The organism is Lysobacter enzymogenes (assembly GCF_023617245.1).
GTDB classification, from domain to species: domain Bacteria; phylum Pseudomonadota; class Gammaproteobacteria; order Xanthomonadales; family Xanthomonadaceae; genus Lysobacter; species Lysobacter yananisis.
Genome location: NZ_CP067396.1, coordinates 1,261,195 through 1,285,894, shown reverse-complemented (window position 1 = coordinate 1,285,894; position 24,700 = coordinate 1,261,195). Strand labels below are relative to the sequence as shown.

21 protein-coding genes, 1 other RNA gene and 1 pseudogene are annotated in these 24,700 nt (G+C 71.0%); 6 read left to right on the top strand and 17 right to left on the bottom strand.

Features of this window, described 5'->3' with window-relative positions:
* Positions 1–58 precede the first annotated feature (58 nt).
* From ftsA to mraZ, 13 genes are all read right to left on the bottom strand, one after another.
* Positions 59–1,309: a cell division protein FtsA gene (ftsA, locus tag JHW41_RS05555; protein WP_057948807.1), complete on the bottom strand. Its 1,251-nt coding sequence runs from the start codon at positions 1,307–1,309 to the stop codon at positions 59–61.
* Positions 1,306–2,049 (bottom strand): cell division protein FtsQ/DivIB, encoded by a 744-nt coding sequence (locus JHW41_RS05550; protein WP_250449285.1) that lies wholly within the window; start codon positions 2,047–2,049, stop codon positions 1,306–1,308. Before JHW41_RS05550 ends, ftsA begins: the two co-directional genes overlap by 4 nt.
* A complete protein-coding gene (locus JHW41_RS05545) occupies positions 2,046–3,023 on the bottom strand; it encodes a D-alanine--D-alanine ligase (protein ID WP_057948809.1) in 978 nt (325 codons plus the stop codon). Before JHW41_RS05545 ends, JHW41_RS05550 begins: the two co-directional genes overlap by 4 nt.
* Positions 3,020–4,453 carry a UDP-N-acetylmuramate--L-alanine ligase gene (gene murC, locus JHW41_RS05540; protein WP_250450779.1) on the bottom strand — a complete coding sequence of 478 codons (1,434 nt, stop codon included), beginning with the start codon at positions 4,451–4,453 and terminating at the stop codon, positions 3,020–3,022. The genes JHW41_RS05545 and murC overlap by 4 nt, the downstream gene beginning before the upstream one ends.
* Before the next feature lie 175 nt (positions 4,454–4,628).
* Complete coding sequence (murG, locus tag JHW41_RS05535; RefSeq protein WP_250449284.1) at positions 4,629–5,702, bottom strand: undecaprenyldiphospho-muramoylpentapeptide beta-N-acetylglucosaminyltransferase; 1,074 nt, start codon at positions 5,700–5,702, stop codon at positions 4,629–4,631.
* Entirely contained in the window at positions 5,699–6,988 is a 1,290-nt protein-coding gene (ftsW, locus tag JHW41_RS05530; protein ID WP_057948811.1) for a putative lipid II flippase FtsW, read from the bottom strand. Before ftsW ends, murG begins: the two co-directional genes overlap by 4 nt.
* Positions 6,988–8,073 (bottom strand): phospho-N-acetylmuramoyl-pentapeptide-transferase, encoded by a 1,086-nt coding sequence (gene mraY, locus JHW41_RS05525; protein WP_057948812.1) that lies wholly within the window; start codon positions 8,071–8,073, stop codon positions 6,988–6,990. Before mraY ends, ftsW begins: the two co-directional genes overlap by 1 nt.
* The gene (locus JHW41_RS05520; RefSeq protein WP_250449283.1) at positions 8,063–9,460 is read right to left on the bottom strand and encodes a UDP-N-acetylmuramoyl-tripeptide--D-alanyl-D-alanine ligase; all 1,398 of its coding nucleotides are present in this window, start codon (positions 9,458–9,460) and stop codon (positions 8,063–8,065) included. Before JHW41_RS05520 ends, mraY begins: the two co-directional genes overlap by 11 nt.
* Entirely contained in the window at positions 9,457–10,968 is a 1,512-nt protein-coding gene (locus JHW41_RS05515; RefSeq protein ID WP_250449282.1) for a UDP-N-acetylmuramoyl-L-alanyl-D-glutamate--2,6-diaminopimelate ligase, read from the bottom strand. Before JHW41_RS05515 ends, JHW41_RS05520 begins: the two co-directional genes overlap by 4 nt.
* A gap of 8 nt (positions 10,969–10,976) precedes the next feature.
* Positions 10,977–12,800, bottom strand: a complete 1,824-nt coding sequence (locus JHW41_RS05510; RefSeq protein WP_138885282.1) for a peptidoglycan D,D-transpeptidase FtsI family protein — start codon at positions 12,798–12,800, stop codon at positions 10,977–10,979.
* Positions 12,801–12,994: 194 nt separating this feature from the next.
* Positions 12,995–13,258: a cell division protein FtsL gene (gene ftsL / locus JHW41_RS05505; protein WP_057948815.1), complete on the bottom strand. Its 264-nt coding sequence runs from the start codon at positions 13,256–13,258 to the stop codon at positions 12,995–12,997.
* Positions 13,255–14,301 (bottom strand): 16S rRNA (cytosine(1402)-N(4))-methyltransferase RsmH, encoded by a 1,047-nt coding sequence (gene rsmH, locus JHW41_RS05500; protein WP_231736194.1) that lies wholly within the window; start codon positions 14,299–14,301, stop codon positions 13,255–13,257. Before rsmH ends, ftsL begins: the two co-directional genes overlap by 4 nt.
* A gap of 11 nt (positions 14,302–14,312) precedes the next feature.
* Entirely contained in the window at positions 14,313–14,759 is a 447-nt protein-coding gene (gene mraZ, locus JHW41_RS05495) for a division/cell wall cluster transcriptional repressor MraZ (protein WP_250449281.1), read from the bottom strand.
* A gap of 624 nt (positions 14,760–15,383) precedes the next feature.
* On the opposite strand from mraZ, the gene JHW41_RS05490 reads away from it, so the two are divergent.
* On the top strand, positions 15,384–15,842 hold the full coding sequence (locus JHW41_RS05490; RefSeq protein ID WP_250449280.1) for an ester cyclase: 459 nt from the start codon (positions 15,384–15,386) through the stop codon (positions 15,840–15,842).
* Between the two features lie 324 nt (positions 15,843–16,166).
* Here JHW41_RS05490 and rnpB read toward each other — a convergent pair.
* An RNA gene (gene rnpB / locus JHW41_RS05485) (RNase P RNA component class A) lies at positions 16,167–16,528 on the bottom strand.
* Between the two features lie 80 nt (positions 16,529–16,608).
* On the opposite strand from rnpB, the gene JHW41_RS05480 reads away from it, so the two are divergent.
* On the top strand, positions 16,609–16,953 hold the full coding sequence (locus tag JHW41_RS05480; protein ID WP_250449279.1) for a hypothetical protein: 345 nt from the start codon (positions 16,609–16,611) through the stop codon (positions 16,951–16,953).
* A gap of 6 nt (positions 16,954–16,959) precedes the next feature.
* Here JHW41_RS05480 and rsmI read toward each other — a convergent pair whose 3' ends face one another.
* The gene (gene rsmI, locus JHW41_RS05475; protein WP_250449278.1) at positions 16,960–17,790 is read right to left on the bottom strand and encodes a 16S rRNA (cytidine(1402)-2'-O)-methyltransferase; all 831 of its coding nucleotides are present in this window, start codon (positions 17,788–17,790) and stop codon (positions 16,960–16,962) included.
* Between the two features lie 171 nt (positions 17,791–17,961).
* Between rsmI and JHW41_RS05470 the strand changes: the two genes are divergently transcribed.
* The 4 genes and pseudogenes from JHW41_RS05470 to JHW41_RS05455 all read left to right on the top strand — a co-directional run bounded on the left by JHW41_RS05470 (position 17,962) and on the right by JHW41_RS05455 (position 21,777).
* Complete coding sequence (locus JHW41_RS05470; RefSeq protein WP_250449277.1) at positions 17,962–19,314, top strand: penicillin-binding protein activator; 1,353 nt, start codon at positions 17,962–17,964, stop codon at positions 19,312–19,314.
* Complete coding sequence (locus tag JHW41_RS05465) at positions 19,298–19,681, top strand: YraN family protein (RefSeq protein WP_250449276.1); 384 nt, start codon at positions 19,298–19,300, stop codon at positions 19,679–19,681. The genes JHW41_RS05470 and JHW41_RS05465 overlap by 17 nt, the downstream gene beginning before the upstream one ends.
* 81 nt (positions 19,682–19,762) lie before the next feature.
* Positions 19,763–20,260: pseudogene (locus tag JHW41_RS05460) on the top strand (metal-dependent hydrolase); the annotation flags it as partial.
* Positions 20,261–20,382: 122 nt separating this feature from the next.
* Positions 20,383–21,777, top strand: a complete 1,395-nt coding sequence (locus JHW41_RS05455) for an FAD-binding oxidoreductase (RefSeq protein ID WP_250449275.1) — start codon at positions 20,383–20,385, stop codon at positions 21,775–21,777.
* A 12-nt stretch (positions 21,778–21,789) separates the two neighbouring features.
* Here the strand turns inward: JHW41_RS05455 and JHW41_RS05450 are convergent, their stop codons facing one another.
* Positions 21,790–22,923 carry a hypothetical protein gene (locus tag JHW41_RS05450; RefSeq protein ID WP_250449274.1) on the bottom strand — a complete coding sequence of 378 codons (1,134 nt, stop codon included), beginning with the start codon at positions 22,921–22,923 and terminating at the stop codon, positions 21,790–21,792.
* A 373-nt stretch (positions 22,924–23,296) separates the two neighbouring features.
* Positions 23,297–24,520 (bottom strand): hypothetical protein, encoded by a 1,224-nt coding sequence (locus JHW41_RS05445; protein WP_250449273.1) that lies wholly within the window; start codon positions 24,518–24,520, stop codon positions 23,297–23,299.
* Positions 24,521–24,700 lie beyond the last annotated feature (180 nt).

The following is a 24,700-nucleotide window of genomic DNA, read 5'->3' as shown; positions in this document are numbered from 1 at the left end:
TTGCCCTGTTCCGCGTTGCCCTTTGCTGTAACTGAACTTCAATCCCGGACCGCGGCGATCAGAACTCGCCGCGATACCAGTTCTTCAACTTGCTCAGGAAGCTGCCGGCGCGTCCGGTCGAAATCACCGGACGGCGCGGGTTCTCGATCTGGCTGCCCATCAGCAGCAGGCCCACGCCGGTGGCGTGGACCGGGTTGCCGACCACTTCGCCCAGGCCGGTGACGTGCTGGGGAATACCGACGCGCACCGGCATCTGCAGCATTTCCTCGGCCAGCTCGACCACGCCTTCCATCTTCGCCGCGCCGCCGGTCAGGACCATGCCGGCGCGCACGTGGTGCTCGAAGCCCGAGCGGCGCAGTTCGGCCTGGATCATTTCGAAGATCTCCTCGTAGCGCGCCTGCACCGCCTGCGCCAGCGAGTGGCGCGGCATCCGCCGCGGCGGCCGGTCGCCGACGCTGGGCACCTGGATCGATTCCTCGGCGGTCGCCATCTGCGCCAGCGCGCAGGCGTAGCGGACCTTGATCTGCTCGGCCTCCGGCGTCGGCGTGCGCAGCATGTGGGCGATGTCCTCGGTGACCTTGTCGCCGGCGATCGGCAGGCTGGCGCTATGGGCGATGGCGCCTTGCACGAACACCGCGATGTCGGTGGTGCCGGCGCCGATGTCGACCAGGATCACGCCGAGCTCGCGCTCGTCGTTGGTCAGCACCGCATTGCTGGACGCCAGCACGCCGAGGATCAGATCGTCGACCTGCAGGCCGCAGCGCTGCACGCACTTGCTGATGTTGGCCGCGGCCGACTGCGCGCACACCACCAGGTGCGCATGCACCTCCAGGCGCACGCCGGTCATGCCGACCGGATTGCGGATGCCTTCCTGCGAATCGTCGAGCACGTAGTCGCGCGGGATCGCGTGCAGGATCTTCTGGTCGGCCGGGATCGCCACCGCCTTGGCCGCTTCCAGCACCCGGTCGAGGTCGCCGTAGGTGACCTCGCCGTCGCGGATCGGGGCGATGCCCTGCGAGTTGCGGCACTGGATGTGGTTGCCGGAGATCGAGGCGTAGACCGAGCGGATCTCGCAGCCGGCCATCAGCTCGGCTTCCTCGATCGCGCGCTGGATCGACTGCACGGTGGATTCGATATCCACCACCACGCCGCGCTTGAGCCCGCGCGATTCGTGCGAACCGATGCCGATCACCTCGATCGGGTTGCCAGGCCGGCCGTCGGAAGGTGTGTACTCGCCGACCAGCGCCACCACCTTGGAGGTGCCGATGTCGAGGCCAACGATGAGCGACTTGTCGCCTTTGCGGTTCATGACTGTCCTTGCTGCTTCGGTGCGGCCGCCGGCGCCTGTTGCGCGGGCGCCCACGTCAGCGAAAAACCATTGGTGTAGCGAAGATCGGCGCGTTCGAGCACCTGCGCCTTCTGCGCGGTGAGCTGCGGCAGCATGTGCACGAAGCGGCTCAGGCGCGAACGCTGCTCGGTGCGGCCGATCACGATCCGCGCGCCGTTGCTCAGGCCCATGGTCCAGCTGCCGCGCTGGTCGACCTCGACGTCGCGCACTTCCAGTCCCACCGGCGCGAACAGCTCGCGCGACTCGTTGTACAGCGCCACCACGTCGGCGACCCGGCTCTCGGGCCCGCCGAACCGCGGCAGCTTGTCGGGCACCTGCAGGTCCTTGCCGATCGGGAACAGGCGGCCCTGCTCCGACAGCAAACGGTCCTCGCCCCAGCGCGCGAACGGCTTGTGCTCGACCACGGTCACTTCCAGCACGTCCGGCCAGCGCTTGCGCACCTCGGCGCGCTCGACCCACGGCAACTTCGACACCGCGTCCTGCGCCTTGGGCAGGTCGACCGCGAAGAAACCGCGCTGGGCGTAGGGCAGCAAGGTCTTGCGCAGCGACGCCGCGTCCACCCGCTCGAACTCGCCGGTCACGCGCAGGCGCTTGAGCGGCCACTGGTTCGCGCCGATCCAGCCGTTCAACACGGCCACGATCGGCAGCGCCACCAGGACCAGCGCCAATGCCCATCCGACGAGTCGCAGCAGGGCGTTCACGCCGCGCCACCTCCCGCGACCACGGTGGCTTCGAGCACCCGCCAGCACAGTTCGTCGTATTCGATGCCGACCTGGCGCGCGGCCTTGGGCACCAGCGAGTGGCTGGTCATGCCCGGCGCGGTGTTGACCTCGATCAGGTAGAACCGGCCGTCGCGGTCGCGCATGAAGTCGACGCGGCCCCAGCCCTTGCAGCCGGCGGCGACGAAGGCCTGCATCGCCAGGCGGCGGATCTCGTCTTCGGCGGCGCCGTCCAGGCCCGGACACAGGTACTGGGTGTCCTCGGCGATGTACTTGGCATGATAGTCGTACCACTCGCCCTTCGGCACGATCCGGATCGACGGCAGCGCGGTGTAGCCCTCGCCGTCGATCAGCACCGCGACGGTGAGCTCGTCGCCGACGATCATCTGCTCCATAAGCATCTCGCCGGGATAGCGCGCGGCCAGGGCCACGGCTTCGTCGATGTCGGCATCGGCGAGCACGCGCGAAACGCCGACGCTGGAGCCTTCGCACGACGGCTTGATGATCACCGGCAGGCCGATCTCGCGCGCCGCCGCATGCACGTCGTCGCCCTTGGCGATGCGCTTGAAGCGCGGGGTCGGCAGGCCCGAGCCGATCCACACCTGCTTGGTGCGGATCTTGTCCATCGCCAGCGCCGAGCCGAGCACGTCCGATCCGGTGTAGGGCACGCCGAGCGCCTCGAGCACGCCCTGCAGCACGCCGTCTTCGCCGCCGCCCTTGTTGCCGTGCAGGATGTTGAACACGCGGTCGACGCCGCCGACGCGGATGCGCTCGATCAACGCCGGGATGCCGTCGACCGCGAACGCGTCCACGCCGCGCGAGCGCAGCGCGTCGAGCACGCCGCGGCCGGAATCCAGCGACACCTCGCGCTCGGCGCTGGTGCCGCCCATGAGCACGGCGACGCGGCCGAACACGGCCGGGTCGGTGACGCGCAGCGCGGCGAACTTCACACTCACTTCGACTCTCCTTGGAAACCGGTGGCGGCCAACTGCTGGGCCGCGGCGCCGATGTCGCCGGCGCCCATCAGCAACAGCAGGTCGCCGTCGTTCAATACGTCCGGCAGCACGCCGGCGAGGTCGCCGGCGGCGCCGACCACGACCGGGTCGATGCGCCCGCGCGCGCGGATCGCGCGCGCCAGCGACTTGGCGTCGGCGCCGGCGATCGGCGCTTCGCCGGCCGGATAGACCTCGGTCAGCACCAGCGCGTCGACCGACGACAGCACCGCGGCGAAGTCGTCGAACAGGTCGCGGGTGCGGCTGTAGCGGTGCGGCTGGAACGCCACCACCAGGCGCTTGTCCGGCCAACCGCCGCGGGCGGCGGCGAACACGGCTTCCAGTTCCTTCGGGTGGTGGCCGTAGTCGTCGACCAGTTGCACGGTCGCGCCCTTGTCGGTCTTGATCTGCGCCAGCAGGTTGAAGCGGCGGCCGATGCCGGCGAACTTCTCCAGCGCGCGCGCGATCGCCTCGGGCTGCACGCCGAGCTGCCACGCCACCGCGGCCGCGGCCAGCGCGTTGAGCACGTTGTGGCGGCCCGGCAGCGCCAGGGTCACCGCGGTGCGGGTGGCGTCGGGCAGGCACAGGGCGAAGCGCATCGCGCCGCCGTCCTGGCTGACGTCCTCGGCGCGCACGTCGGCCTCGGGCGCGAAGCCGTAGGTCATCACGTGGCGCGGCGTCTCCGCGGCCAGCCGGGCGACGTTGGCGTCGTCGATGCACAGCACCGCCAGGCCGTAGAACGGCAGCCGGTGCAGGAATTCCTCGAACGCGGCCTGGACCTTGGCGAAGTCGCCGCCGTAGTTCTCCAGGTGATCGGCGTCGATGTTGGTGACGATGGCGATCTGCGGGTTCAGGCGCAGGAAGCTGCCGTCGCTCTCGTCGGCCTCGGCCACCAGCCACTGGCCGCCGCCGAGGCCGGCGTTGGCGCCGGCGGCGAGCAGCTTGCCGCCGATCACGAAGGTCGGGTCGATGCCGCCCTCGGCCAGCACGCTCGCGGTCAGCGAGGTGGTGGTGGTCTTGCCGTGGGTGCCGGCCACGGCGATGCCGCGGCGGAAGCGCATCAGCTCGGCCAGCATCTCCGCGCGCGGCACCACCGGGATGCGCTGGGCGCGCGCTTCCATCAGTTCGGGGTTGTCGCGCTTGATCGCGCTGGACACCACCACGCAGTCGGCGCCGAGCACGTTGGCGGCGGCGTGGCCGCGGTGCACGGTCGCGCCCATCGACGCCAGCCGGCGGGTCACCGCGTTGTCGGCCATGTCCGAGCCGGACACCTGATAGCCCAGCGTGCACATGACTTCGGCGATGCCGCTCATGCCGGTGCCGCCGATGCCGACGAAGTGCACGCGCGGGAACGCCTTGGCCAGGTCGCCGGTGTGCTGCAGGCGGCGGCGCAGGGCGGTGCTCATGGCGTGGCTTCCGAAGTCGAGGGGTGGGAGTTGCGCAGAAGAGAAGTGGTCATGTCGCGAAGGCCTGAAGGGGCGCGCAGGGTACGCACAGCGCGTGAAGCCGCGAAGAAGGCGCGGCCTTCGATCGCGCGAACGCCCGCGGCGTTTCCGCAATGCGTACGCTTCATCGCGCCACCTCCAGCACCGCATCGGCGACGCGCTCGGCCGCGTCGGGCTTGGCGATGGCGCGCGCGGCCTCGGCCATCTGCAGCAGCACGCCGCGTTCGGCCAGGATCTCGATGGTCGCCGACAGCCGCGCGCCGAGGTCGTCGCCGGCCTGCGGCAGCAGCTGCGCCGCGCCGCGGTCGACCAGATAGCGCGCGTTCTTGGTCTGGTGGTCGTCGACCGCCTGCGGGAACGGCACCAGCACGCTGCCGACACCGGCCGCGCACAGCTCGGCCAGGGTCAGCGCGCCGGCGCGGCAGACGACCAGGTCGGCCCAGGCGTAAGCGGCCGCCATGTCGGCGATGAACGGCTCCAGCGAAGCGGCGACGCCGGCCTTCGCATAAGCCTCCTGCGCATCGGCCAGCATCTTCTCGCCGCATTGGTGGCGAACCTCGCACGGCACCCGCCCGCGCAAGCCGGCGACCGCTTCGGGCACCGCGCGGTTCAAGGCGCGCGCGCCCTGGCTGCCGCCGAGCACCAGCAGCTTGAGCGGGCCGCTGCGCTCGGCGAAACGCTGCGCTGGCGGCGCGATCGCGGCGATCTCGGCGCGCACCGGATTGCCGGCCACGTCGTCGTGGTCGCCGAAGGTGTCCGGGAAACCGGTCAGCACGCGGCGGGCGAAGCGCGACAGCACGCGATTGGTCAGGCCCGGCGCGCGGTTCTGTTCGTGCACGACCAGCGGCAAGCCGGCCAGGCGCGCGGCCAGGCCGCCGGGGCCGGCGGCGTAACCGCCGAAGCTGACCACCGCGCGCGGCTGGCGCTGGCGCAGCACGCGGCCGGCCGCGCGCACCGAAGCGGCGAGCCGGAACGGCGCGCGCAACAGCGTGGCGACGCCCTTGCCGCGCACGCCGCCGATCGCGAGCGTGTCGATCTCGATGCCGTGTTGCGGCACCAGCCTGGTTTCCATGCCGCCGTCGGCGCCGAGCCATGCGACCGCAACGCCCCTCGCCCGCAGCGCCTTGGCCACGGCCAGGCCCGGAAAGATATGCCCGCCGGTGCCGCCGGCCAGGATCAACACGGGACGCTCGCTCATGCGGTCCTCCCGAGCGAAGGCTCGACCCGGTCGCGCAGGCGGCTGGTGCCGCGCGCGGCGCCCGCGGCGGCCGCGGCCGGCGCCGGGCTCGCCGTCGCCGGCGCGCTGCCGGCGGCTTCGCCGCGCAGGCGCGCGACCTGGCGCTGGGCGCGGTCGAGCTCGTAGGACACGCGCAGCAGCACGCCGAGCGCGGCGCAGCTCATCAGGATGCTGGAGCCGCCGTAGGAAATCATCGGCAGGGTCAGGCCCTTGGTCGGCAGCAGGCCCAGGTTCACGCCGATGGAGACGAAGCTCTGCAGGCTCATCCACAGGGCGATGCCGAACGCGACATAGCCGGAGAAGTGGCGGCGCATCTCCACGCACTTCAACCCGGTCCACAGCGCGCGGCCGGCCAGCAGCGCGTACAGGCCGACCACGGCGCACACGCCGGCGAAGCCGAATTCCTCGGCGATCACCGCCATGATGAAGTCGGTGTGCGCTTCGGGCAGGTACTGCAGCTTCTGTACCGAGGCGCCGAGGCCGACGCCGGTCCACTCGCCGCGGCCGACCGCCATCAACGCATTGGTCAGCTGGTAGCCGGTGCCGAACGGATCGCTCCAGGGATTCATGAACGAGGTCAGGCGGATCACCCGGTACGGCTCGGCGATGGCGATCACCGCCAGCACCGGCAGGCCGATCAGCACCGGTCCGAACATGCGCGGCATGTTGACGCCGCCCAGCACCAGCATGCCGGCGGTGATCGCCAGCAGCAGCGAGGACGAGCCGAAGTCCGGCTGCATCAGCAGCAGGCCGACCAGCACCACCGCCACGCCGATCGGCTTGAGCATCGCGCCCCAGGTGGCCGAGATGTCCTCGCTGAAACGCTTGAGGTAGCTGGCGAGCCAGACGATGTAGAGCAGCTTCACCGCTTCCACCGCCTGGAAGCCGATCACCGCCAGGTTGATCCAGCGCTTGGCGCCGTTGACCTGGCGGCCGATGCCGGGGATGAACACCGCCACCAGCAGCACCACGCACACCAGCAGCAGCCACTGGTTGTGCTGCTCGATGGTCTTGAGCTCGGTGCGCATCAGCCAGAACGCCAGGCCCAGGCCGATGGCCAGGAACATCAGGTGGCGGGTCAGGAAATAGAACGGATCGACTTCGTGGGTGTTGGCCACGCCCAGCGAGGCCGAGCCGACCATGATCACGCCCACGCACGCCAGCGCCGCGGACGCGGCGAGCAGCCACGGGTCGTAACGACCGTGGATCGCTTCGAGTCGGGTCGCCTGGCGCGCGGTGTTTTCCATCAGCGGACCTTGAGGGTGGCCAGGCCGACCAGCACCAGCACCACCGAGATGATCCAGAAGCGCACGATCACGCGCGGCTCCGGCCAGCCCTTGAGCTCGAAGTGGTGGTGGATCGGCGCCATGCGGAACACGCGCTTGCCGGTCAGCTTGAACGAAGCGACCTGGATCATCACCGACAGCGTCTCGATGACGAAGATGCCGCCCATGATCACCAGCACCAGTTCCTGGCGCACGATGATGGCGATGGTGCCGAGCACCGCGCCGAGCGCCAGCGCGCCGATGTCGCCCATGAACACCATCGCCGGGTAGGTGTTGAACCACAGAAAGCCCAGGCCGGCGCCGGCGATGGCCGCGCAGATGATCACCAGTTCGCCCGCGCCGGGCACCGCCGGGATCTGCAGGTACTTGGAGAACTCGGCATGGCCGGAGGCGTAGGCGAAGATGCCCAGCGCGCAGGCCACCAGCACGGTCGGCATGATCGCCAGGCCGTCGAGGCCGTCGGTGAGGTTGACCGCGTTGGAGAAGCCGACGATCCACAGATACGCCAGCGCCACGAAGCTGACACCGGCCAGCGGCAGCGCCACCGACTTGAACAGCGGCACGTAGAAGGTAGTCGCCGCCGGCACGTCGGCGTACAGCCACAGGTACAGGCCGGCGGCGAGGCCGAAGATCGACTGCAACAGGTACTTCCAGCGCGACTTCAGGCCGTTGGGATCGCGCTTGACGATCTTGATCCAGTCGTCGTACCAGCCGATCGCGCCGAACGCCAGCATCACCAGCAACACGATCCACACGTACTTGTTGCGCAGGTCGCCCCACAGCAGGACCGAGGCCATCACCGTGAACAGGATCAGCGCACCGCCCATGGTCGGCGTGCCGGCCTTGGAGAAGTGCGACTGCGGGCCGTCCTTGCGGATCGGCTGGCCGCCCTTGAGCTGGCCGAGCTTGCGGATCACCGCCGGGCCCCACCACAGCGACAGCGCCAGCGAGGTCAGCGCGCTGAGGATGCCGCGGAACGTCAGGTACCCGAAGATGTTGAACAGGCTTTGCAGCTGTTCGAGCCATCGAGTCAATTCAAGCAACATGCGTCGTGCCCTCCCCCGGCCGGTGTGCCGACAACAACGCCGTCACGATCTTGTCCATCGCACTGCTGTGCGAACCTTTCACCAACACCCGCACGCCGGCGGCGAGCTCCGCGGCCAGCGCCGCGGCCAGTTCGTCGTGGCTGGCGAACGTGCGCGCGCCGTCGCCGAACGCGGCCGCGGCCGCGGCCGGCAGCTCGCCCAGCGCGTACAGCCGGCGCAGGCCGGCGGCCTTGGCGCGGCGGCCGATCTCGGCGTGCATGGCGATTTCTTCGTCGCCGATCTCGCGCATCGCGCCGAGCACCAGCCAGTTTTCGCCGCCCATTTCCGCGAGCGTGTCGATCGCCGCGCCGGTCGAGCCCGGGTTGGCGTTGTAGCTGTCGTCGATCAGCACCGCACCGCTCGGCAAGCGGTGGGTGATCAAACGGCCGTCGACCGGCTGCGCGGCGTTGAGGCCGTCGGCGATGTGCTGCAGCGACACGCCCGCGCCCAGCGCCAGCGACGCGGCGGCCAGGGCGTTGCGCACGTTGTGGCGGCCCACCAGCTTCAGCGCGACCTGCGCCTCGCCTTGCGGCGCAACCAAGGTGAAGGTCGAACCTTCTGGCGCCACTCGCACGTCGCGCGCGGTGACCTCGGCGCTGGCGTCCAGACCGAAGCGGATGACGCGGCGACCGGCCACGCGCTGCTCGAAATAAGGCGCGAACGCGTCGTCGGCATTGATCGCCGCGACGCCGCCGTCCGCCAGCGCGTCGTAGATCGCCGCCTTGGTGTCGGCGATGCCGAGCAGGCTGCCCATGCGCTCCAGGTGCGCCGGCGCGATGTTGTTGACCAGCGACACGTCGGGACGCGCCACCCGCACCAGATAGGCGATGTCGCCGGGCTTGCCGGCGCCCATCTCGTAGATCGAGTAGCGCGCGTCTTCCGGCGCGTCGAGCACCGCCAGCGGCAGGCCGATCTCGTTGTTGCGGTTGCCCGGGGTCGCGTAGGTCTTGCCGGCGCGCTCCAGGATCGCCGCGGTCAGCGCCTTGACGCTGGTCTTGCCGTTGCTGCCGGTGATCGCGACCACGGTGTTGCCGGCGCGCTGCGCCTGCACGCCGGCGGCGAGGTCGGCCAGCGCCTGCTGGGTGTCGGCGACCACCACCTGGGCGATCGGCGCGTCGATCTCGCGCGACACCAGCGCCGCGGCGACCGCGGTGTGGGCCAGCCCGGCGACGTGGTCGTGGCCGTCGAAGCGCTCGCCCTTGAGCGCGACGAACAGCGCCGCGCCTTCGGCCGGCAGCGCGCGGGTGTCGGTGCATACGACGTCGATCGTGCTCTCTCGACCGCCGTCGCCGCCGCGCAGGCGGCCGCCGGTGAGGCGCGCGATCTCGCTGAGGCTCAAGCGCTTCATGGCCGCTCCTGCCCATCCTGGGCGCGCGGCACTTGCACATCCATGTGCGGCGCCCGCGCCTCCAGCGCGGCGCGCGCGATCAAGGTGTCGTCGAAGGGATGCCGCACGCCGTGGATTTCCTGGTAAGGCTCGTGGCCCTTGCCGGCCACCAGCACGATGTCGTCGGGGCCGGCTTCGGCGATCGCGCGCTCGATCGCGGCGCGGCGGTCGCGCAGCACCAGCGCGCGCTGCGGGTCGCGAAAGCCTTCGAGGATGTCGGCGACGATGACGTCGCCGTCCTCGCCGCGGGGGTTGTCGTCGGTGACGATGGCCAGGTCCGCGCCGTGCTCGGCGATCGCCGCCATCTGCGGACGCTTGCCGCGGTCGCGCTCGCCGCCGCAGCCGAACACGCAGATCAGCCGCGCCTGCGCGTGCGCGCGCAGCGAGGCCAGCGCCTGCTCCAGCGCGTCGGGGGTGTGGGCGTAGTCGATCACCACCAGCGGCAGGCGGCCGTCGCCGCCGAGCCGGTTCATGCGGCCGTGGATCGGTTCGAGCTGCGACAGCACCCGCGCGATGGTCGCCGGCTCCTGCTCCAACGCATACAGCGCGCCGGCCACCGCCAGCAGGTTGTCGACGTTGAAGCGGCCGAGCAGGCGCGAGGCCACCGGGTGGGCCTTGCCGCCGACGACCAGGTCGAAACCGATGCCGCGGCTGTCGAAGCTCAGCCGGTCCGCGCGCACGCTCGCGCCGGCCTGGCCGCGCGAGCTCAGGCCGATGCCGCGTACGCGCTTGGGCAGCTGCGCGAGCAGTTCGCGGCCGAACTCGTCGTCGAGGTTGATCGCCGCCGCCTTCAGCCCGTCCCAGCCGAACAGCCGCGCCTTGGCCGCGCCGTAGCTGGCCATGTCGCCGTGGTAGTCCAGGTGGTCGCGGGTGAGGTTGGTGAACACGCCGACGTCGAAATGCACGCCGGCCACGCGGCCCTGGTCGAGCGCGTGCGAGGAGACTTCCATCGCCACCGCCTGCGCACCGGCGTCGCGCATGCCGGCCAGCAGCTCGTGCAACGGCAGCACCAGCGGGGTGGTGAAGCCGTTCGGCACGACCTGTCCGTACAGGCCGGCGCCGAGCGTGCCGATAGTCCCGCAGGACAGGCCGAGCAGGTGCCAGGCCTGCGCGATCAGCTGCACGGTCGAGGTCTTGCCGTTGGTGCCGGTAACCCCGACCACGCGCATCGACGCGCTGGGACGGCCATGGAAGGCGTCGCCCATCTCGCCCAGACGCGAACGCAGCCCAGGCACGGCGATGGCGTCGGCCGGCGCTGGCAGGTCGTCCGGCGCCGGCGGCTCGAACAGGATCGCGGCCGCGCCGGACGCGCGCGCCTGCTCGACGAACTTGAGTCCGTGCGCGCCGAAACCGGCGATGGCGACGAAGGCGTCGCCCGCGCGTACCGCGCGGCTGTCCATCACCAACCCACCGATGCGCAGATCGCCGGGGATACCGGCGACGTCGGGCAGCAGCTCTGACAGGAGCATCGAGCGGCTCATTGCGCGCCTCCGTGCGTGGAGGCCTGGGCCACCGTCGCCGGCAGGCCCGCGGCGATCGGCGCGTTGTCGGGCCTGAGCGGCGGCTTGGCGGCCGAGCGCGTGGACGCCGGCACCACCGGCCCCACCGGCTTGCCGCCGTTTTGCTTCTGCCGCTTGGCCTCGGCCGCGGCCTGCACCGCCATCCAGGTCTCGATGTCGTCCGGCGCCACGTCCATCAGCCGCAGCGCGCCGTCCATGACGTTGCGGAACACCGGGCCGGACACCGAACCGCCGTAGTAGCCCTTCTTGGTCGGATCGGGTTCGCTGACCACCACCACCATCGAGAAGCGCGGCTTCTCCACCGGCACCACGCCGGCGAACAGCGACACGTACTTCTTGGAATAGCCGCCGGTGGCGCTGAACTTGCGCGTGGTGCCGGTCTTGCCGGCGACGTGATAGCCCAGGATCGCCGCTTGCTTGGCGGTGCCGCCGGGCTCGGTCACGGTCTGCATCATGCGCATGATCTCGCCGGCCACGACCGGTTCGAGCACCTGCTTGCCCTCGTTGCGCTGGCCCTTGACGAAGGTCGGCGCGATCAGCTTGCCGCCGTTGGCCATCGCCGCGTACACCATCGCGATCTGCAGCGGCGTGGCCGACAGGCCGTAGCCGTAGGACATGGTGGCTTTGGTCGTCCCGCTCCAGCGCTGCGGCGGCGCGAGCAGGCCCGAGGACTCGCCCGGGAAGCCGCTGCCCGGCTTGCTGCCATAGCCGAAGCTGTGGATGAAGTTGTAGTAGTAGTCGTTCGGCAGCGGCAGCGCGAGCTTGGCCGCGCCGACGTTCGAGCTCTTGGTGATGACGCCGGTGACGGTCAGCACGCCGTTGTTGTGGGTGTCGGTGATGCGGTAGCGGCCGTTGGGCATCCAGCCCGGGGTGGTGTTGACCAGGGTCTGCGGCGTCACCGAGCCCTTGCTCAGCGCGGCGGCGACGGTAACCGGCTTCATCGTCGAACCCGGCTCGACCACGTCGGTGACGGCGCGGTTGCGGTGGGTGTCGCGGTTGCCGGCGCCCGGCAGGTTCGGGTTGTAGGTCGGCAGGTTGGCCATCGCCAGCACTTCGCCGGTCTCGATGTCGAGCACCACCGCCGAGGCGCTGGACGCACCGGTGTCGTTGAGCGCGCGGCGCAGCTCGCGGTAGGTCAGGTACTGGATGCGGCGGTCCAGGGTCAGGGTCAGGTCCTTGCCCGGCTCGGCGCTGCGCACCAGGTCGACGTTCTCGACGATGCGGCCGGCGCCGTCGCGGATCACCCGCTTGGTCCCGGGCTTGCCGCGCAGCTCGTGGTCGAACGCGAGTTCCAGGCCTTCCTGGCCGCGGTCGTCGATGTTGGTGTAGCCCAGCACGTGCGCCATCGCCTCGCCCTGCGGGTAGAAGCGGCGGAACTCGCGCTGCGAGAACACGCCCGGCACCTTCAGCGCCAGGATCTGCCGCGCCTCGTCGGGGTTGATGCGGCGCTTGAGGTACATGAACTCCTTGCCCGAACGCTGCGCCAGCTTGCGCGCCAGTTCGTCCGGGGCCACGTCCAGCGCCTTGGCTAGCTCCGGCAGGCGCTCGGTGTTCTTGGCCAGTTCCTTCGGGTTCGCCCACACCGACTCCACCGGCGTGGACACCGCCAGCGGCTCGCCGTTGCGGTCGGTGATCATGCCGCGCGAGGTCGGGATCGGGATCTCGCGCAGCGAGCGCGCATCGCCCTGCTGGCGGTAGAAGTCGTTGCTGATCACCTGCAGGTCGAGCGCGCGGGCGACCAGCGCGACCGCGCACAGGCCGAGCGCGCCGCCGACCAGCATCAGCCGGTTGCGCAGGTTGAACTGCAGGTTGCGGCCGCGCGGCTTGTTGCCGCGGCCGCGCTCCTCGCGCAGGCGGGCGAAGCCGTCGCCGAGGTTCTCGACCAGGCGGTCCAGGCCGCCGCGGCCGGCGCGCGCGCCGAGCACGCGGTCGAGCGGTCCGCTGCGGCCGTTGCCGCGATTCTTGCGCGCGCCGCTCATGGCCGGATCACCACGGTTTCGGCGCCCTCGGGGAACCGCATCCCGATGCGCTCGCGCGCGACCTGGTCGATGCGGTTGCTCTCGGCCCAGGTCGCCTGTTCCAGCTGCAGCCGGCCGAATTCGATGTTGAGCTCGTCGCGCTCGCGCTGCAGCTTGTTGAGCTGCACGAACAGCTGGCGGTGCTCGTGGCGCGCGAACACCACCAGCAGCGCCGAGGCGACGTTGGCGACGATCAGCAGGATCAGCAGCAGGCGCATCATGCCGCGCCTCCTGCGCTCGGGACCGGGGACCCGGGACCCGGAACCCGCGAATGCCCAGAAACGTCCGCCTCGGCCTTGCCGGGTCCCCGGTCCCCGGTCCCTGGTCCCGCAGCGCCCAGCTTTTCGGCCACGCGCAGCACCGCGCTGCGCGCGCGCGGATTGGTCGCGAGTTCGTCCTCGTCGGCCTTCTGCGCGCCGCCGACGGCGAGCAGGGTCGGGGTGAACGCGATCTCGACCGGCAACCGGCGGTTGCTCGGCGGGGCCTTGGAATGGCGGACGATGAACTGCTTGACGATGCGGTCTTCCAGCGAATGGAAGCTGATCACCGCCAGCCGCCCGCCCGGCTTCAGCCGCGCCAGCGCGGCGTCGAGCCCGGCTTCCAGGTCGGCCAGCTCGCGGTTGATGAAGATGCGGATCGCCTGGAAGCTGCGCGTGGCCGGATGGATCTTCTGGTCGCCGCGCGGCATCGCCTGGGCGATCACTTCGGCCAGCTCGGCGGTGCGCGCCAGCGGCTGGGCGGCGCGGCGAGCGAGGATCGCGCGGGCGATGCGGCGGCTCTGGCGCTCCTCGCCGTAGGTCCACAGCACGTCGGCGATGTCCTTCTCGGCGGCGCTGTTGAGCCACTGCGCCGCGCTCTGCCCGCTGTCGGGATCCATGCGCATGTCCAGCGGGCCGTCCTTGCCGAAGCTGAAACCGCGCTCGGCCACGTCGAGCTGCGGCGAGGACACGCCCAGGTCGAGCAGCACGCCGTCGAGGCCGCCGGCGGTGGCGTCCCAATGAGCGAGCTCGGCGAAGCTGCCGCGATGGATGGACACGCGCGGATCGGCGCCGAACTCGCGTTCGGCCACGGCGATCGCTTCGGGATCCTTGTCCATCACCAGCAACCGTCCTCCGGCCTGCAATTGGGAGAGCACGCCGCGGGCATGCCCGCCGCGTCCGAACGTGCCGTCCAGATAGGCTCCGTTCCCGTGCACCCGCAGGCCTTCCAGCGCCTGCCGATACATCACGGGAAGGTGGCCGGATCGCGCGTGAGTGCGTTCCATGCCACCGTCCGTCATAGCTGCAGGTCGAGCAGCTCGTCGCTCAGATCGTCGTCGCTGATGGTCTGACGGATCTGCGCGTGATGCGCCTGCTCGCTCCAAAGTTCGAACTTGTCGCCCATGCCCAGCAGCACCGCCTTCTTCTCGATGCCGACCGCGGCGCGGTGGCTGGGGGGCACGGTGATGCGGCCGTTGCTGTCGAGTTCGACGAACGCGGCGGCGCCGACCAGCTTGAGCTGCATCGTGCGGTTGACCGCCTTGGCCTTGGGCAGCTTGTTGACCTGATCGCGCACGCGCTCCCAGATCGTCAGCGGATAGAGATAGAGAGAGCCGGACTCGAACGGGTTGTAGGTGATGACCAGGCGGTTGTCGCATTCGCGCGCGACGAGTTCGCGGTAGGCGGTGGGCACCGCCAGCCGGCCCTTGTCGTCGATCGTGATGGCGGTCTCGCCCTGGAACATTGCGCACCTTGTGGGCTCCCGTCTCTACCGGACGGGTCGCCTCGTTCATTCGTCCCTACCGACCGGGACGACTGGCCTCCGAAAACCACAAAAACCCCGGTTTTCCCTCGGATGCCCACATTAGCAGGGCGCAACGGGTTGTCAACAACTTTCCTGACTCAATTTCGCTAGGCGCATCAATGGCTTGCGAAGAACTTCAGAGTCTTATTCAAGACTTATCCACTAAGCGTTGTTTCGTCTCAGGTTTTGAGACTATTAACGTCACAAAGTGACCCTGGCGCGAGCGCCGTCACATTTTCTTCACCCTGCTGAAATTGCGGCGGTTTGCGCGAATCGGCGCTAAGCATCGGAATGCAAAGGATGATCGGCCTCGGCTATGGGGCTGGACGTGCGGCGTCCAATTCGCCGGCGTAGGGTGGACTCGACATTCATTTGACGTGCCTCGCCCTAGCGTGGCGACGACTTGTCCCGGAGTTATCCACAATGCGCGCGATCGGCCCCTTTCGACCCGTCCCGCGGGGCGCCGCCCTGCCCCTTGTCGTCCTGATCGCCGCGGCCGTCGCGGGCTGCGCGCGCCCGCAGCCGGCCCAGGTTCCGCTGACGGCGGCCCGCGCCGACGCCGCCGTGCTCAAGCGCCTGCAGGCCGAGCAGGCCCAGCAGGACCGCAACCTGCAGACCTTCGACGAACTCGACTTCGTCCACTACAGCGGCCAGCAATGGGACCACTTCCACCGCAGCCACGCCCAGAACATCCTCGTCCATTACCCCGACGGCAGCACCACGACCGGCCTGGACGCGCACCTCGCCGCGCTCAAGCCGCAGTTCGAATTCGCCCCCGACACCCGGATCAAGGTCCATCCGATCAAGGTCGCCCAGGGCAACCTGACCGCGGTGACCGGAGTGATGGAAGGCACCTTCACCCGCCCGATGGCGCTGGCCAACGGCAAGACCCTGGCGCCGACCAACAAACCGTTCAAGCTCGACATGGCCACCTTCGGCCGCTGGGAAAACGGAGTGATGGTCGAGGAGTGGCTGTTCTGGGACAACCAGGCCTTCATGCAGCAGATCGGCGCTGCGCAGTGAGGTGCGTCGGGCGCGGGCGACCGGTTCGCCTTGAGGCGTGAGCGGGACGAAGCGCAATCGAGCGGCAGAATCAAAATGGGTTCCGGCTTTCGCCGGAATGACAGAGTGGGGAGTGCGCCGAACCTCCACCACCGTCATTCCGGCGAAAGCCGGAACCCATTTTGATTCTGCATTCAGCCCTCTCTCCAAATCACAACGCCCCTACCTACAGGAGAGCCCCCTTTGGTAAAGGGGGCGCCCCGAAGGGGCGGGGATTTGGAAGCTCATAGCCGGCGCCCGAAGTTTGCGCAGCAAACTTGGGTTTTGGGGCTTCGCCTAAAAAAGCCGCAAAGTGGGCCTGTAAGCCGGGTTCTGTCGTGGACAGTCATTCCTCTAGGCGCAGCGTCGCCGCTACGCTCAAGCAACCTACCCGGAGGCGACGCGGGCCGCGTCATGACCTCCCTATTTGGTTTTGCTCCCGGTGGGGTTTGCCGTGCCGGTCCGTTGCCGGACTCGCGGTGCGCTCTTACCGCACCGTTTCACCCTTACCACGCGCTTCCGAAGAAGCCGTTCGGCGGTCTGCTCTCTGTTGCACTTTCCGTCGGCTCGCGCCGCCCAGGCGTTACCTGGCACCGTGCCCTATGGAGCCCGGACTTTCCTCGGCACCGGATCTTGCGACCCGATGACGCGACTGCCTGGCCCACTTTGCGGCGCGCATTGTCGCACGAGCGCGCCGGCCCCGCAGCGCTAAAGTGAACGCCGCCCCCGTACCGGCCGCGCGACCGCGATGAGCGACCCCGTCGATCCCGAAGACCACTACCCGCTGTATCCGCGCGGCATGCTGCGCCGGCACGGCCTGCTGGACGCGCACGACCTCGCCGACTATCTGCCCGATTGGAGCGAAACGCAGTTGCGCGAGGATTTCAGGCGCGGCCTGGACGCGATCGGCGGCTCGGCCGAATTCGTCCTGGAGCAGAACCTGGGCCTGGACGGCGGCGAGACCGTGCTGCGCGTGCACGGCCTGCCGCTGCTGCTGTCGGACGACCTCTGGAACTTCCAGGTGCTGGCCCCGCCGGAGCTGCTGCGGCCGCTGGCCGAAGCGATGCGCGCGCTGCGCAAGCGCCGTTCCTGAGCCGGCTCAGTCGCCGCCGCTGCCGTACAAGGCCTTGCGCGGCGCCCCGCTCAATTCCGCGGCGAGCTTGGCCGCGGTCGACGGCGGCAGATGCTCGCTGAGCTTGGCGTACAGCCGCTTGCCTTCGATCACCTTGGCGTCGGCATCGTCGCCGGCGCCTTCGACGATCATCACGAACTCGCCCTTGCGCTGGTTCGGATCGGCCTTGACCTGCGCCGCCAGCGCCTCCAGCGGACCGTCGAGCACGGTCTCGAACAGCTTGGTCAGCTCGCGCGCCAGCACCGCCGCGCGCGCGCCGCCGAACGCGGCGGCCATGTCGTCGAGGGCTTCCTCGATCCGGTGCGCCGATTCGTAGAACAACAAGGTGCGCGGCTCGGCCGCGAGCTTGCCCAGGCGCTCGCGGCGGGCGCTGGCCTTGGCCGGCAGGAAGCCCTCGAAGGCGAAGCGGTCGGAGGCCAGGCCGGCCACGCTCAGCGCGGCGATCGCGGCGCAGGCGCCGGGCACCGGCGAGACCTTGATCGCGGCCGCGCGCGCGGCGCGGACCAGGCGGAAACCCGGGTCGCTGACCAGCGGCGTGCCCGCGTCCGACACCAGCGCCAGCGAATCGCCCGCCTGCAGCCGCGCCACCAGCTGCGCCGCCTGCTGCTCCTCGTTGTGCTGGTGCAGCGCCAGCAGCGGCCGCTCCAGGCCGAAGTGGGACAGCAGCTGGCGGGTGTGGCGGGTGTCCTCGGCACAGATCGCCGCGACCGTGCGCAGGGTCTCCAGCGCGCGCGGCGACAGGTCGCCGAGGTTGCCGATCGGGGTGGCGACGATGTGCAGGGTGCCGGGAGTTTGCATCGTAGGGCGGGACCGACTCGGAAGCGGGCGGGAATCTGACTGAACGGCGCGGCCCCGGCACGCATCCGCGTCGCCCGGGCCGGGTAGAATCCTACCCGGTCCCACAGGAACGCCGCCCGCGGCGCACGCAAGCCGATGAATCGAAGCAAGAACCGGCCCGCTCTCACATGGATGTTCTGCGCCCTGGCCGCCACCGCCGTGCTCGGCGGCTGTGCCAGCGTCGAGACCCGTCCGGTCGCGACCGTCGCCGCCTCCAATCCCATCGTCGCCCAGGCCCAGCACCTGGCGCGCAACCACGCCTCGCTCAGCGGCACCGAACGCAGCGAAAACGAGCGCCAGATCGAGCGCCTGCTCGGCCAGCTCGACGACGCCACCCTCAGCCGCGAAGCCAACGCGCTGATCGAAGGCGACCCGCTGTACAACTTCGTCGGCCGCGCGCTGATGAAGCGCGGCCTGCCGCTGCCGCGCCCGTTCGACCGCACCTCCGACTGGAGCTTCCACTCCGCCCAGCGCCCGCCGGCCGAGGCCGACGGCTATCGCCCGCCGGTCAAGCTGGCGGTGCTGCTGCCGAGCACCGGCCCGGCCGCGGCCGCCGCCGCCGCGGTGCGCGACGGCCTGCTCGCCGCCTATTACGGCGAAAGCCGGCGCCGCCCGGAGATCCACTTCTACGACACCGCCGGCACCCCGGCCGGCGCGCTGTCGGCCTACGACAAGGCCGCCGCCGAGGGCAACGACTTCGTGATCGGCCCGCTCGGCCGCGACGAAGTCAGCGCGCTGTTCGGCAAGAACGCGTTGCCGGTGCCGGTGCTGGCGCTCAACCGCGGCAACACGCCGCCGCCGAGCGGCAACGTCAGCTTCTCGCTGACCCCGGAAGACGAAGGCACTGCCGCCGCCGACTACCTGGTCGAGCGCAAGGCCAAGCGCGTGCTGGTCATCGCCGGCGACGACGACAGCCAGCGCCGCGCGGTCGCCGCGTTCAAGGAACGCCTGGCCGGCCGCGGCGCGGCGGTCACCGACGCCATCGGCGAAGGCACCGCCGACCTCACCCCGTTCGTGACCAAGGAAGGCGGCGTCGACGCCGTGTTCCTGGCGGTCAAGGGCAGCGTCGGCCGCACCCTGGTGCCGAAGCTGGCCCTGTCCGGACTGGCCGACAAGCCGCGCGCGGCGACCTCGCAGCTGTTGCTGGGCACCGGCAAGCCGGAGCAGGACCGCGTCCTCGACGGCATCGCCTTCCCGTCCGAATCCTGGATCAGCGGCGGCATCCGCGGCCTGCCGCCGGCGGTGGGCACCGCCCAGCAGCTGCCGACCGCGCGCGGCCCGGCCGCGCGCCTGTTCGCCTTCGGCTACGACGCCTGGCAGCTCAGCGCGTATCTCGAACGCCTGGCCGGCCGCTCCGACGCCTACGTCGCCGGCGCCACCGGCGTGCTGCGCATCGACGGCTTCGGCAACGTGCTGCGCACCCCGGCGTGGTCGACCTTCAGCAGCGGCGTCGCGGTGCCGCTGGCGGATGCCTCGCGCCGCTGACCCCGGCACGCGCGGGCGCGGCGCCGCGGTGGAAGCCGCGGCGCGCGACCACCTGCTCGGCTACGGCCTGCGCCCGCTGGCCAGCAACGCCGGCTTCCGCGTCGGCGAGCTGGATCTGGTGATGCTCGACGGCGACACCGTGGTCTTCGTCGAAGTGCGCTATCGCCGCGACGACCGCTACGGCGGCGGCGCGGTCTCGGTGGACGCGCGCAAGCGGCGCAAGCTGGTGCTCGCCGCGCTGGCGTTCCTGCAGCGCCATCGCGCGCTTGCCGACCGCGCCTGCCGTTTCGATGTGGTCGAAGCGCAAGGCGATCCGGAGCGGCCGCGACTGAATTGGCTGCGCGACGCCTTCCGCGCCGACGATTGATATCGCCGCGATCCGCTCCCGCGCGCGATCGCCCGCATTCCCGCCGCACCCGCGCTCACACTCGCTCCCGGACCCGACCGCATGCCGACCGTGATGACCCACGCCGTAGTCCCGCTGGCCTTGGGCCTGGCGCTCGGACGCCAGCGCATTTCCCCGCGCCTGCTCGCCGCCGGCGCGCTCGCGGCGATGCTGCCGGACGCCGACGTGGTCGCGTTCAAGCTCGGCATCGCCTACGCCGACGACTTCGGCCATCGCGGCGCCAGCCATTCCTTCGCGTTCGCCGCGGCCCTGGCCGCGCTCGGCGCGCTGGCCGCGCCATGGCTGCGCGCACCGCGCTGGCGCGCGGCGTGGTGGCTGTTCCTGTGCGCGGCCTCGCATCCGCTGCTGGACGCGCTCACCGACGGCGGCCTCGGCGTGGCCCTGTACTGGCCGTGGTCGGACGCGCGCATCTTCGCGCCGTGGCGGCCGATCGAGGTCTCGCCGATCGGCGCGCGCTTCTTCAGCGCGCGCGGATTGGAAGTGTTGTGGTCGGAGGCGCAATGGGTGGTGTTGCCCGCGCTGTCGCTCGGCATCGTCGGCGCGCTGCTGCGCAAGCTGATGCGCGCGCCGGCCACGGCGGCGCCGCGGCGGGGACGTGCTGGACAGGAGCCTGCTGGACAGGGGTCTGCTGGACAGGAGTCTGCTGGACAGGAGCCGGCGCAGTGAACGCCGGCGCGCCGCTGCCGCCGGCGCTGCAGGCCGAACTGGCGCAGCTGCTCGGCGAGGCCTGGCTGACCGATCCGGGCGAGCGTTTGGCCTACGCCTACGACAACTCGCGCCGTCTCGCCCTGCCCGACGCGGTCGCGCTGCCGCGCACGCGCGAGCAGGTGCAGGCGCTGGTGCGCGCGTGCCGGCGCGAGCGCGTGCCGGTGATCGCGCGCGGCCGCGGCACCAACACCACCGGCGCCTCGGTGCCGGTCGCCGGCGGCGTGGTGGTCTCGTTCGAACGCATGAACCGCATCGTCGACATCCGTCCCGGCGACCGCTGCGCGGTGGTCGAGCCGGGCGTGCTCAACGGCGACCTGCAGACCGCGCTCAAGCCGCACGGCCTGTTCTGGCCGCCGGATCCGACCAGCGCCGCCTACAGCAGCGTCGGCGGCAACCTCGCCTGCAACGCAGGCGGCCCGCGCGCGGTGAAGTACGGCGCCAGCCGCGACAACGTGCTGGCGTTGACCGCGATCACCGGCGCGGGCGAGTTGATCGTCTGCGGCACCGCGACCACCAAGGGTTCGACCGGCTACGACCTGCATCGTTTGCTGGTCGGCAGCGAAGGCACGCTGGCGCTGATCGTCGAGGCCAGCCTACGCCTGACCCCGTCGGCGCCGGCGCGCGCGGCGCTGCGCGCGGTCTATCGCGACGTGTCCTCGGCGGCGCAGGCGGTGGCGCGGCTGATGGCGCAACCGGTGACGCCGTCGATGCTGGAATTCATGGATGGCCAATGCGTGCGCCTGGCGCGCGACGTCGGCGGCGCCGATCTGCCGCTGGATGCCGGCGCGCTGTTGATGATCGAAGCCGACGGCGACGCCCACACCCTGCCCCACGCCATCGACGCGCTCAAGCGCGCGGCCGCGGGCGACGGCCTGCTGTCGCTCGACGACGCCGCCGACGAAGCCGCGCGCGAGACTTTGTGGGCCGCGCGCAAGGCGCTGTCGCCGTCGCTGCGCACGCTGGCGCCGGGCAAGATCAACGAAGACGTGGTGGTGCCGGTCTCGCGCATTCCCGAACTGGTCGACGGCGTGCAGGAGCTGGCGCGCGAGTTCGACCTGCCGATCGTGTGCTTCGGCCACGCCGGCAACGGCAACCTGCACGTCAACCTGTTGTTCGATCCGGCCGACGCGGATCAGAGCGCGCGCGCCCACGCCGCGATGGGGCGCGTGTTCGAACTGGCGCTGGCGCTGGGCGGCACCTTGTCGGGCGAACACGGCATCGGCCTGGCCAAGCGCGATTTCATGCCGCAGGCGGTGGGCGCGCAGACGCTGGCGTTGATGCGCCAGCTCAAAACCGTGTTCGATCCCGATGCGATCCTCAATCCGGGCAAGCTGCTGCCCGACGCCTGAGCCGCGCGCGCGTCAGCGCCGCGGATCGGGCAGCAGTTCGATCCCGGGAACCGAACGGAAATAGCGCGCGACCTCGCCGGCGCTGGCATGCGCGCGGCCGGCCTGCCCGGCCGAACCGTAGCGGCCGTAGTTGCCCGAATTGCCCGAGTTTCCGCTGCCGCCCGAGCCGCCGCTGCCGGAACCGCCGGAACCGCCGCGCCCGGACGAGCCGGCCGTGCCGCCTTCGCCCGGCAGGCCGCCGTCGACATCGAGCAGCAGCTGCCCGGCCAGCTCCGGATAGCGCGCGTCGTAGACCAGCTCGATCGCGCCGCCGTTGCCGCCGACGCCGCCATCGCCGCCGGAACCGCCGTGGCCGCCATCGCCGCCGCTGCCGCCCTGGTTGCCGTTGCGGTCGTCGCTGGCGCTGGCGCCGCTACCGCCGCTGCCGCCTTCGCCGCCGGCCCCGCCGCTGCCGCCCCGGCCGCCCTGCCCGCCGCGCGCGACCAACGCCAACGGACGGTCGGCCGGCGCGAGCACGAAGTCGTTCATATCGCCGCGTACGCGCACCGCGAGTAATTTCGGATGGCGCTTGGTGCGCACATAGGTCGCATAGACCTGCAGTTGCGGGCCGTCGTAACCGTTGCCGCCGGGACCGCCGCTGTCGCCCCAACCGCCTTCGCCGCCGCGCTGGCCGCTGCCGCCGCTGCCGCCGGAAGCGCCGTCGGACCCGTCGGCGCCGGCACGGCCGGGCGCACCGGGCGCGCCCACGCTGACGATGCAGCTGTAGTCGGCGTCGTAGTGCTGGGTCTGGCGCAACGGCGCATCGGGATGCAGCAGCTGCGTGGCGATCGTGAAGCCGCTGTCCACCGTCGCCAGCACATCGGGATTGGGCTCGAACCAGCCCCATTCGTCGAACCGTCCCTGCTCGCTGGCGAACGCGAAATCGGCGAAATCCAGCTTGCCGTTGCGGCGCATGCCCGGCGCGCCGCGCCAGGTGTCGTACGTCGCCGGCGCCGCTTGCCCGGGCCATTGCGCCGACACCGCCACGTGCATCTGCATCGGCTGGCGCGGACAGATCACCCGCGCTCCGCCGCCGATCTCGACTTCCATCGCATCGACCCGCGCATCGTGCAGGCGCAAGGTGTTGACGCCTGCGAGCGTGCGCACCGCGCCGCAGCCGCTCAGTGCGAGCGCCGCGACGATCGCGAGCGGCCACGCGGGCGCGATCGCGCGCGCAGAAACGCGCGACGATGCGAATGAAGAAACGAGCGACGAACGGACGGCACGGCGCATGAAATCCTTCTCGGCGGGTGCGATGGCGACGGTCGGCGATCAGACTCGCATTGTCGCGGTTAAAACGTTCTTAAGCCCACGGCCGGCGCGGCGGTCGCGGCGGTCGCTTGTGTTTTGCGCAACGCATGTCGCCGTGGCGAGAGCGCTCGCGCAATCGCGAACGCAGCGCAGCGCCGCCTCTGTCCCGCGCGGGCGCACACGTGCCGACGCCGCGTCCGCAACCGACGGCGCGCGCGCCGCGGTGGCGCTACAACGGCTTCACGCCCGGCAAGCCGCGAAACTGCGCCGACACATCGCCCGCCCGCATCCGCGCCAGGCCCGGGCGTCCGCTGGGACCGACCGGCCCGCTGCTGCCGTAGTCGCCCGAGTGCCCGTCGCGGCCCTTGCCCAGGCCGCCGCGGCCGCCATCGCCGCCGCTGCCGCCGGAACCGGCGCTGCCGCCGCTGCCGCCGCCCCCACCGGAGACATCGAAGCGCAGCAGTTCGGCGAGTTCCGGAAAACGCCGGTCGTAGATCAGTTCGATCTCGCCGCCGTCGCCGCCGTGGCCGCCCGGCGCGCCGTACCCGCCATCGCCGCCGTCGCCGCCATCGCCGCCATGGCCCGGGCGGTCCTTGTCGTCGCTGCCGCGACCGCCGTCGCCGCCCGCGCCGCCGCTGCCGCCGTCGCCGCCCGCACCGCCGCGGCCGCCGCTAGCGATCACGGTGAAGGCGCGCATGGCCGGCGCCAGCACCAGGTCCTGCAAGTCGCCTTCCACCCGCACCGCGAGCAGTTTCGGGTAGCGGCCGGTGGCGATGTAAGTCGCGTACGCGCGCAGGTGCGGGCCGTCGTAACCGCCGCCGCCGGGCTCGCCGTCGCCGCCGTTGCGGCCATAGCCGCCGCGACCGCCGTGGCCGCCGTCGTGGCCGTCGTGGCCGCTGTCGCCGTAACCGCCGTCGCGGCCCTGCGCGCCGCCGCCGCCGGGCGCGCCGACGGCGGCGATGCAGTCGTAGCTGGGCGGATAGTGCGCGGTCCGGGCGAACTGCGCGCTCGGGTGGATCAGGTTCGCGCCGATCGCGAAGCCGCTGTCGACGGTCGCCAGCACGTCCGGATTGGGCGCGAACCAGCCCAGTTCGTCGAACCGGCCCTGTTCGCTGTTGAACGCGAAGTTGCGGAAATCGAGCATGCCGTTGCGGCGGGTGCCGTTGCTGCCGCGCCAGGTTTCGTAGAGCAACGGCGCGGCCTGCGACGGCAACTGCGCGCCGACGACGACGTGCATCTGCACGCGCTCGCGCGGGCAGACCGTGGCCGCGCCGGAGGCCAGATCGACCTGCATCGAATCGACCCGCGCCTGCTCCAGATGGACGGTGTTGATGCCGACGATGGTGCGCACCGCGCCGCAGCCGCCCAGGCCGAGCGCGAGCGCGGCGCAGGCGCAGGCCGACGCGATCCGGCGCCGACGCGAACGAGGAGAAGTCGGCGCGATCCGGCGCATGCGGGCGATCCGTGGAGAGAGGCGTTCAGGCTTGCATCGGCGCGATGAAAACGGTCTGAACTTTTTCGCCGCGCCGACCCAACTGATGGCAGGGTGCGCGAGCGGAAATCGGTTTCGGCAAAGTAGGCAAGGCGGCGTGCGGTTCCTCGCGCCGCGCCGAGGTCGCGGCTCCATGGCTCG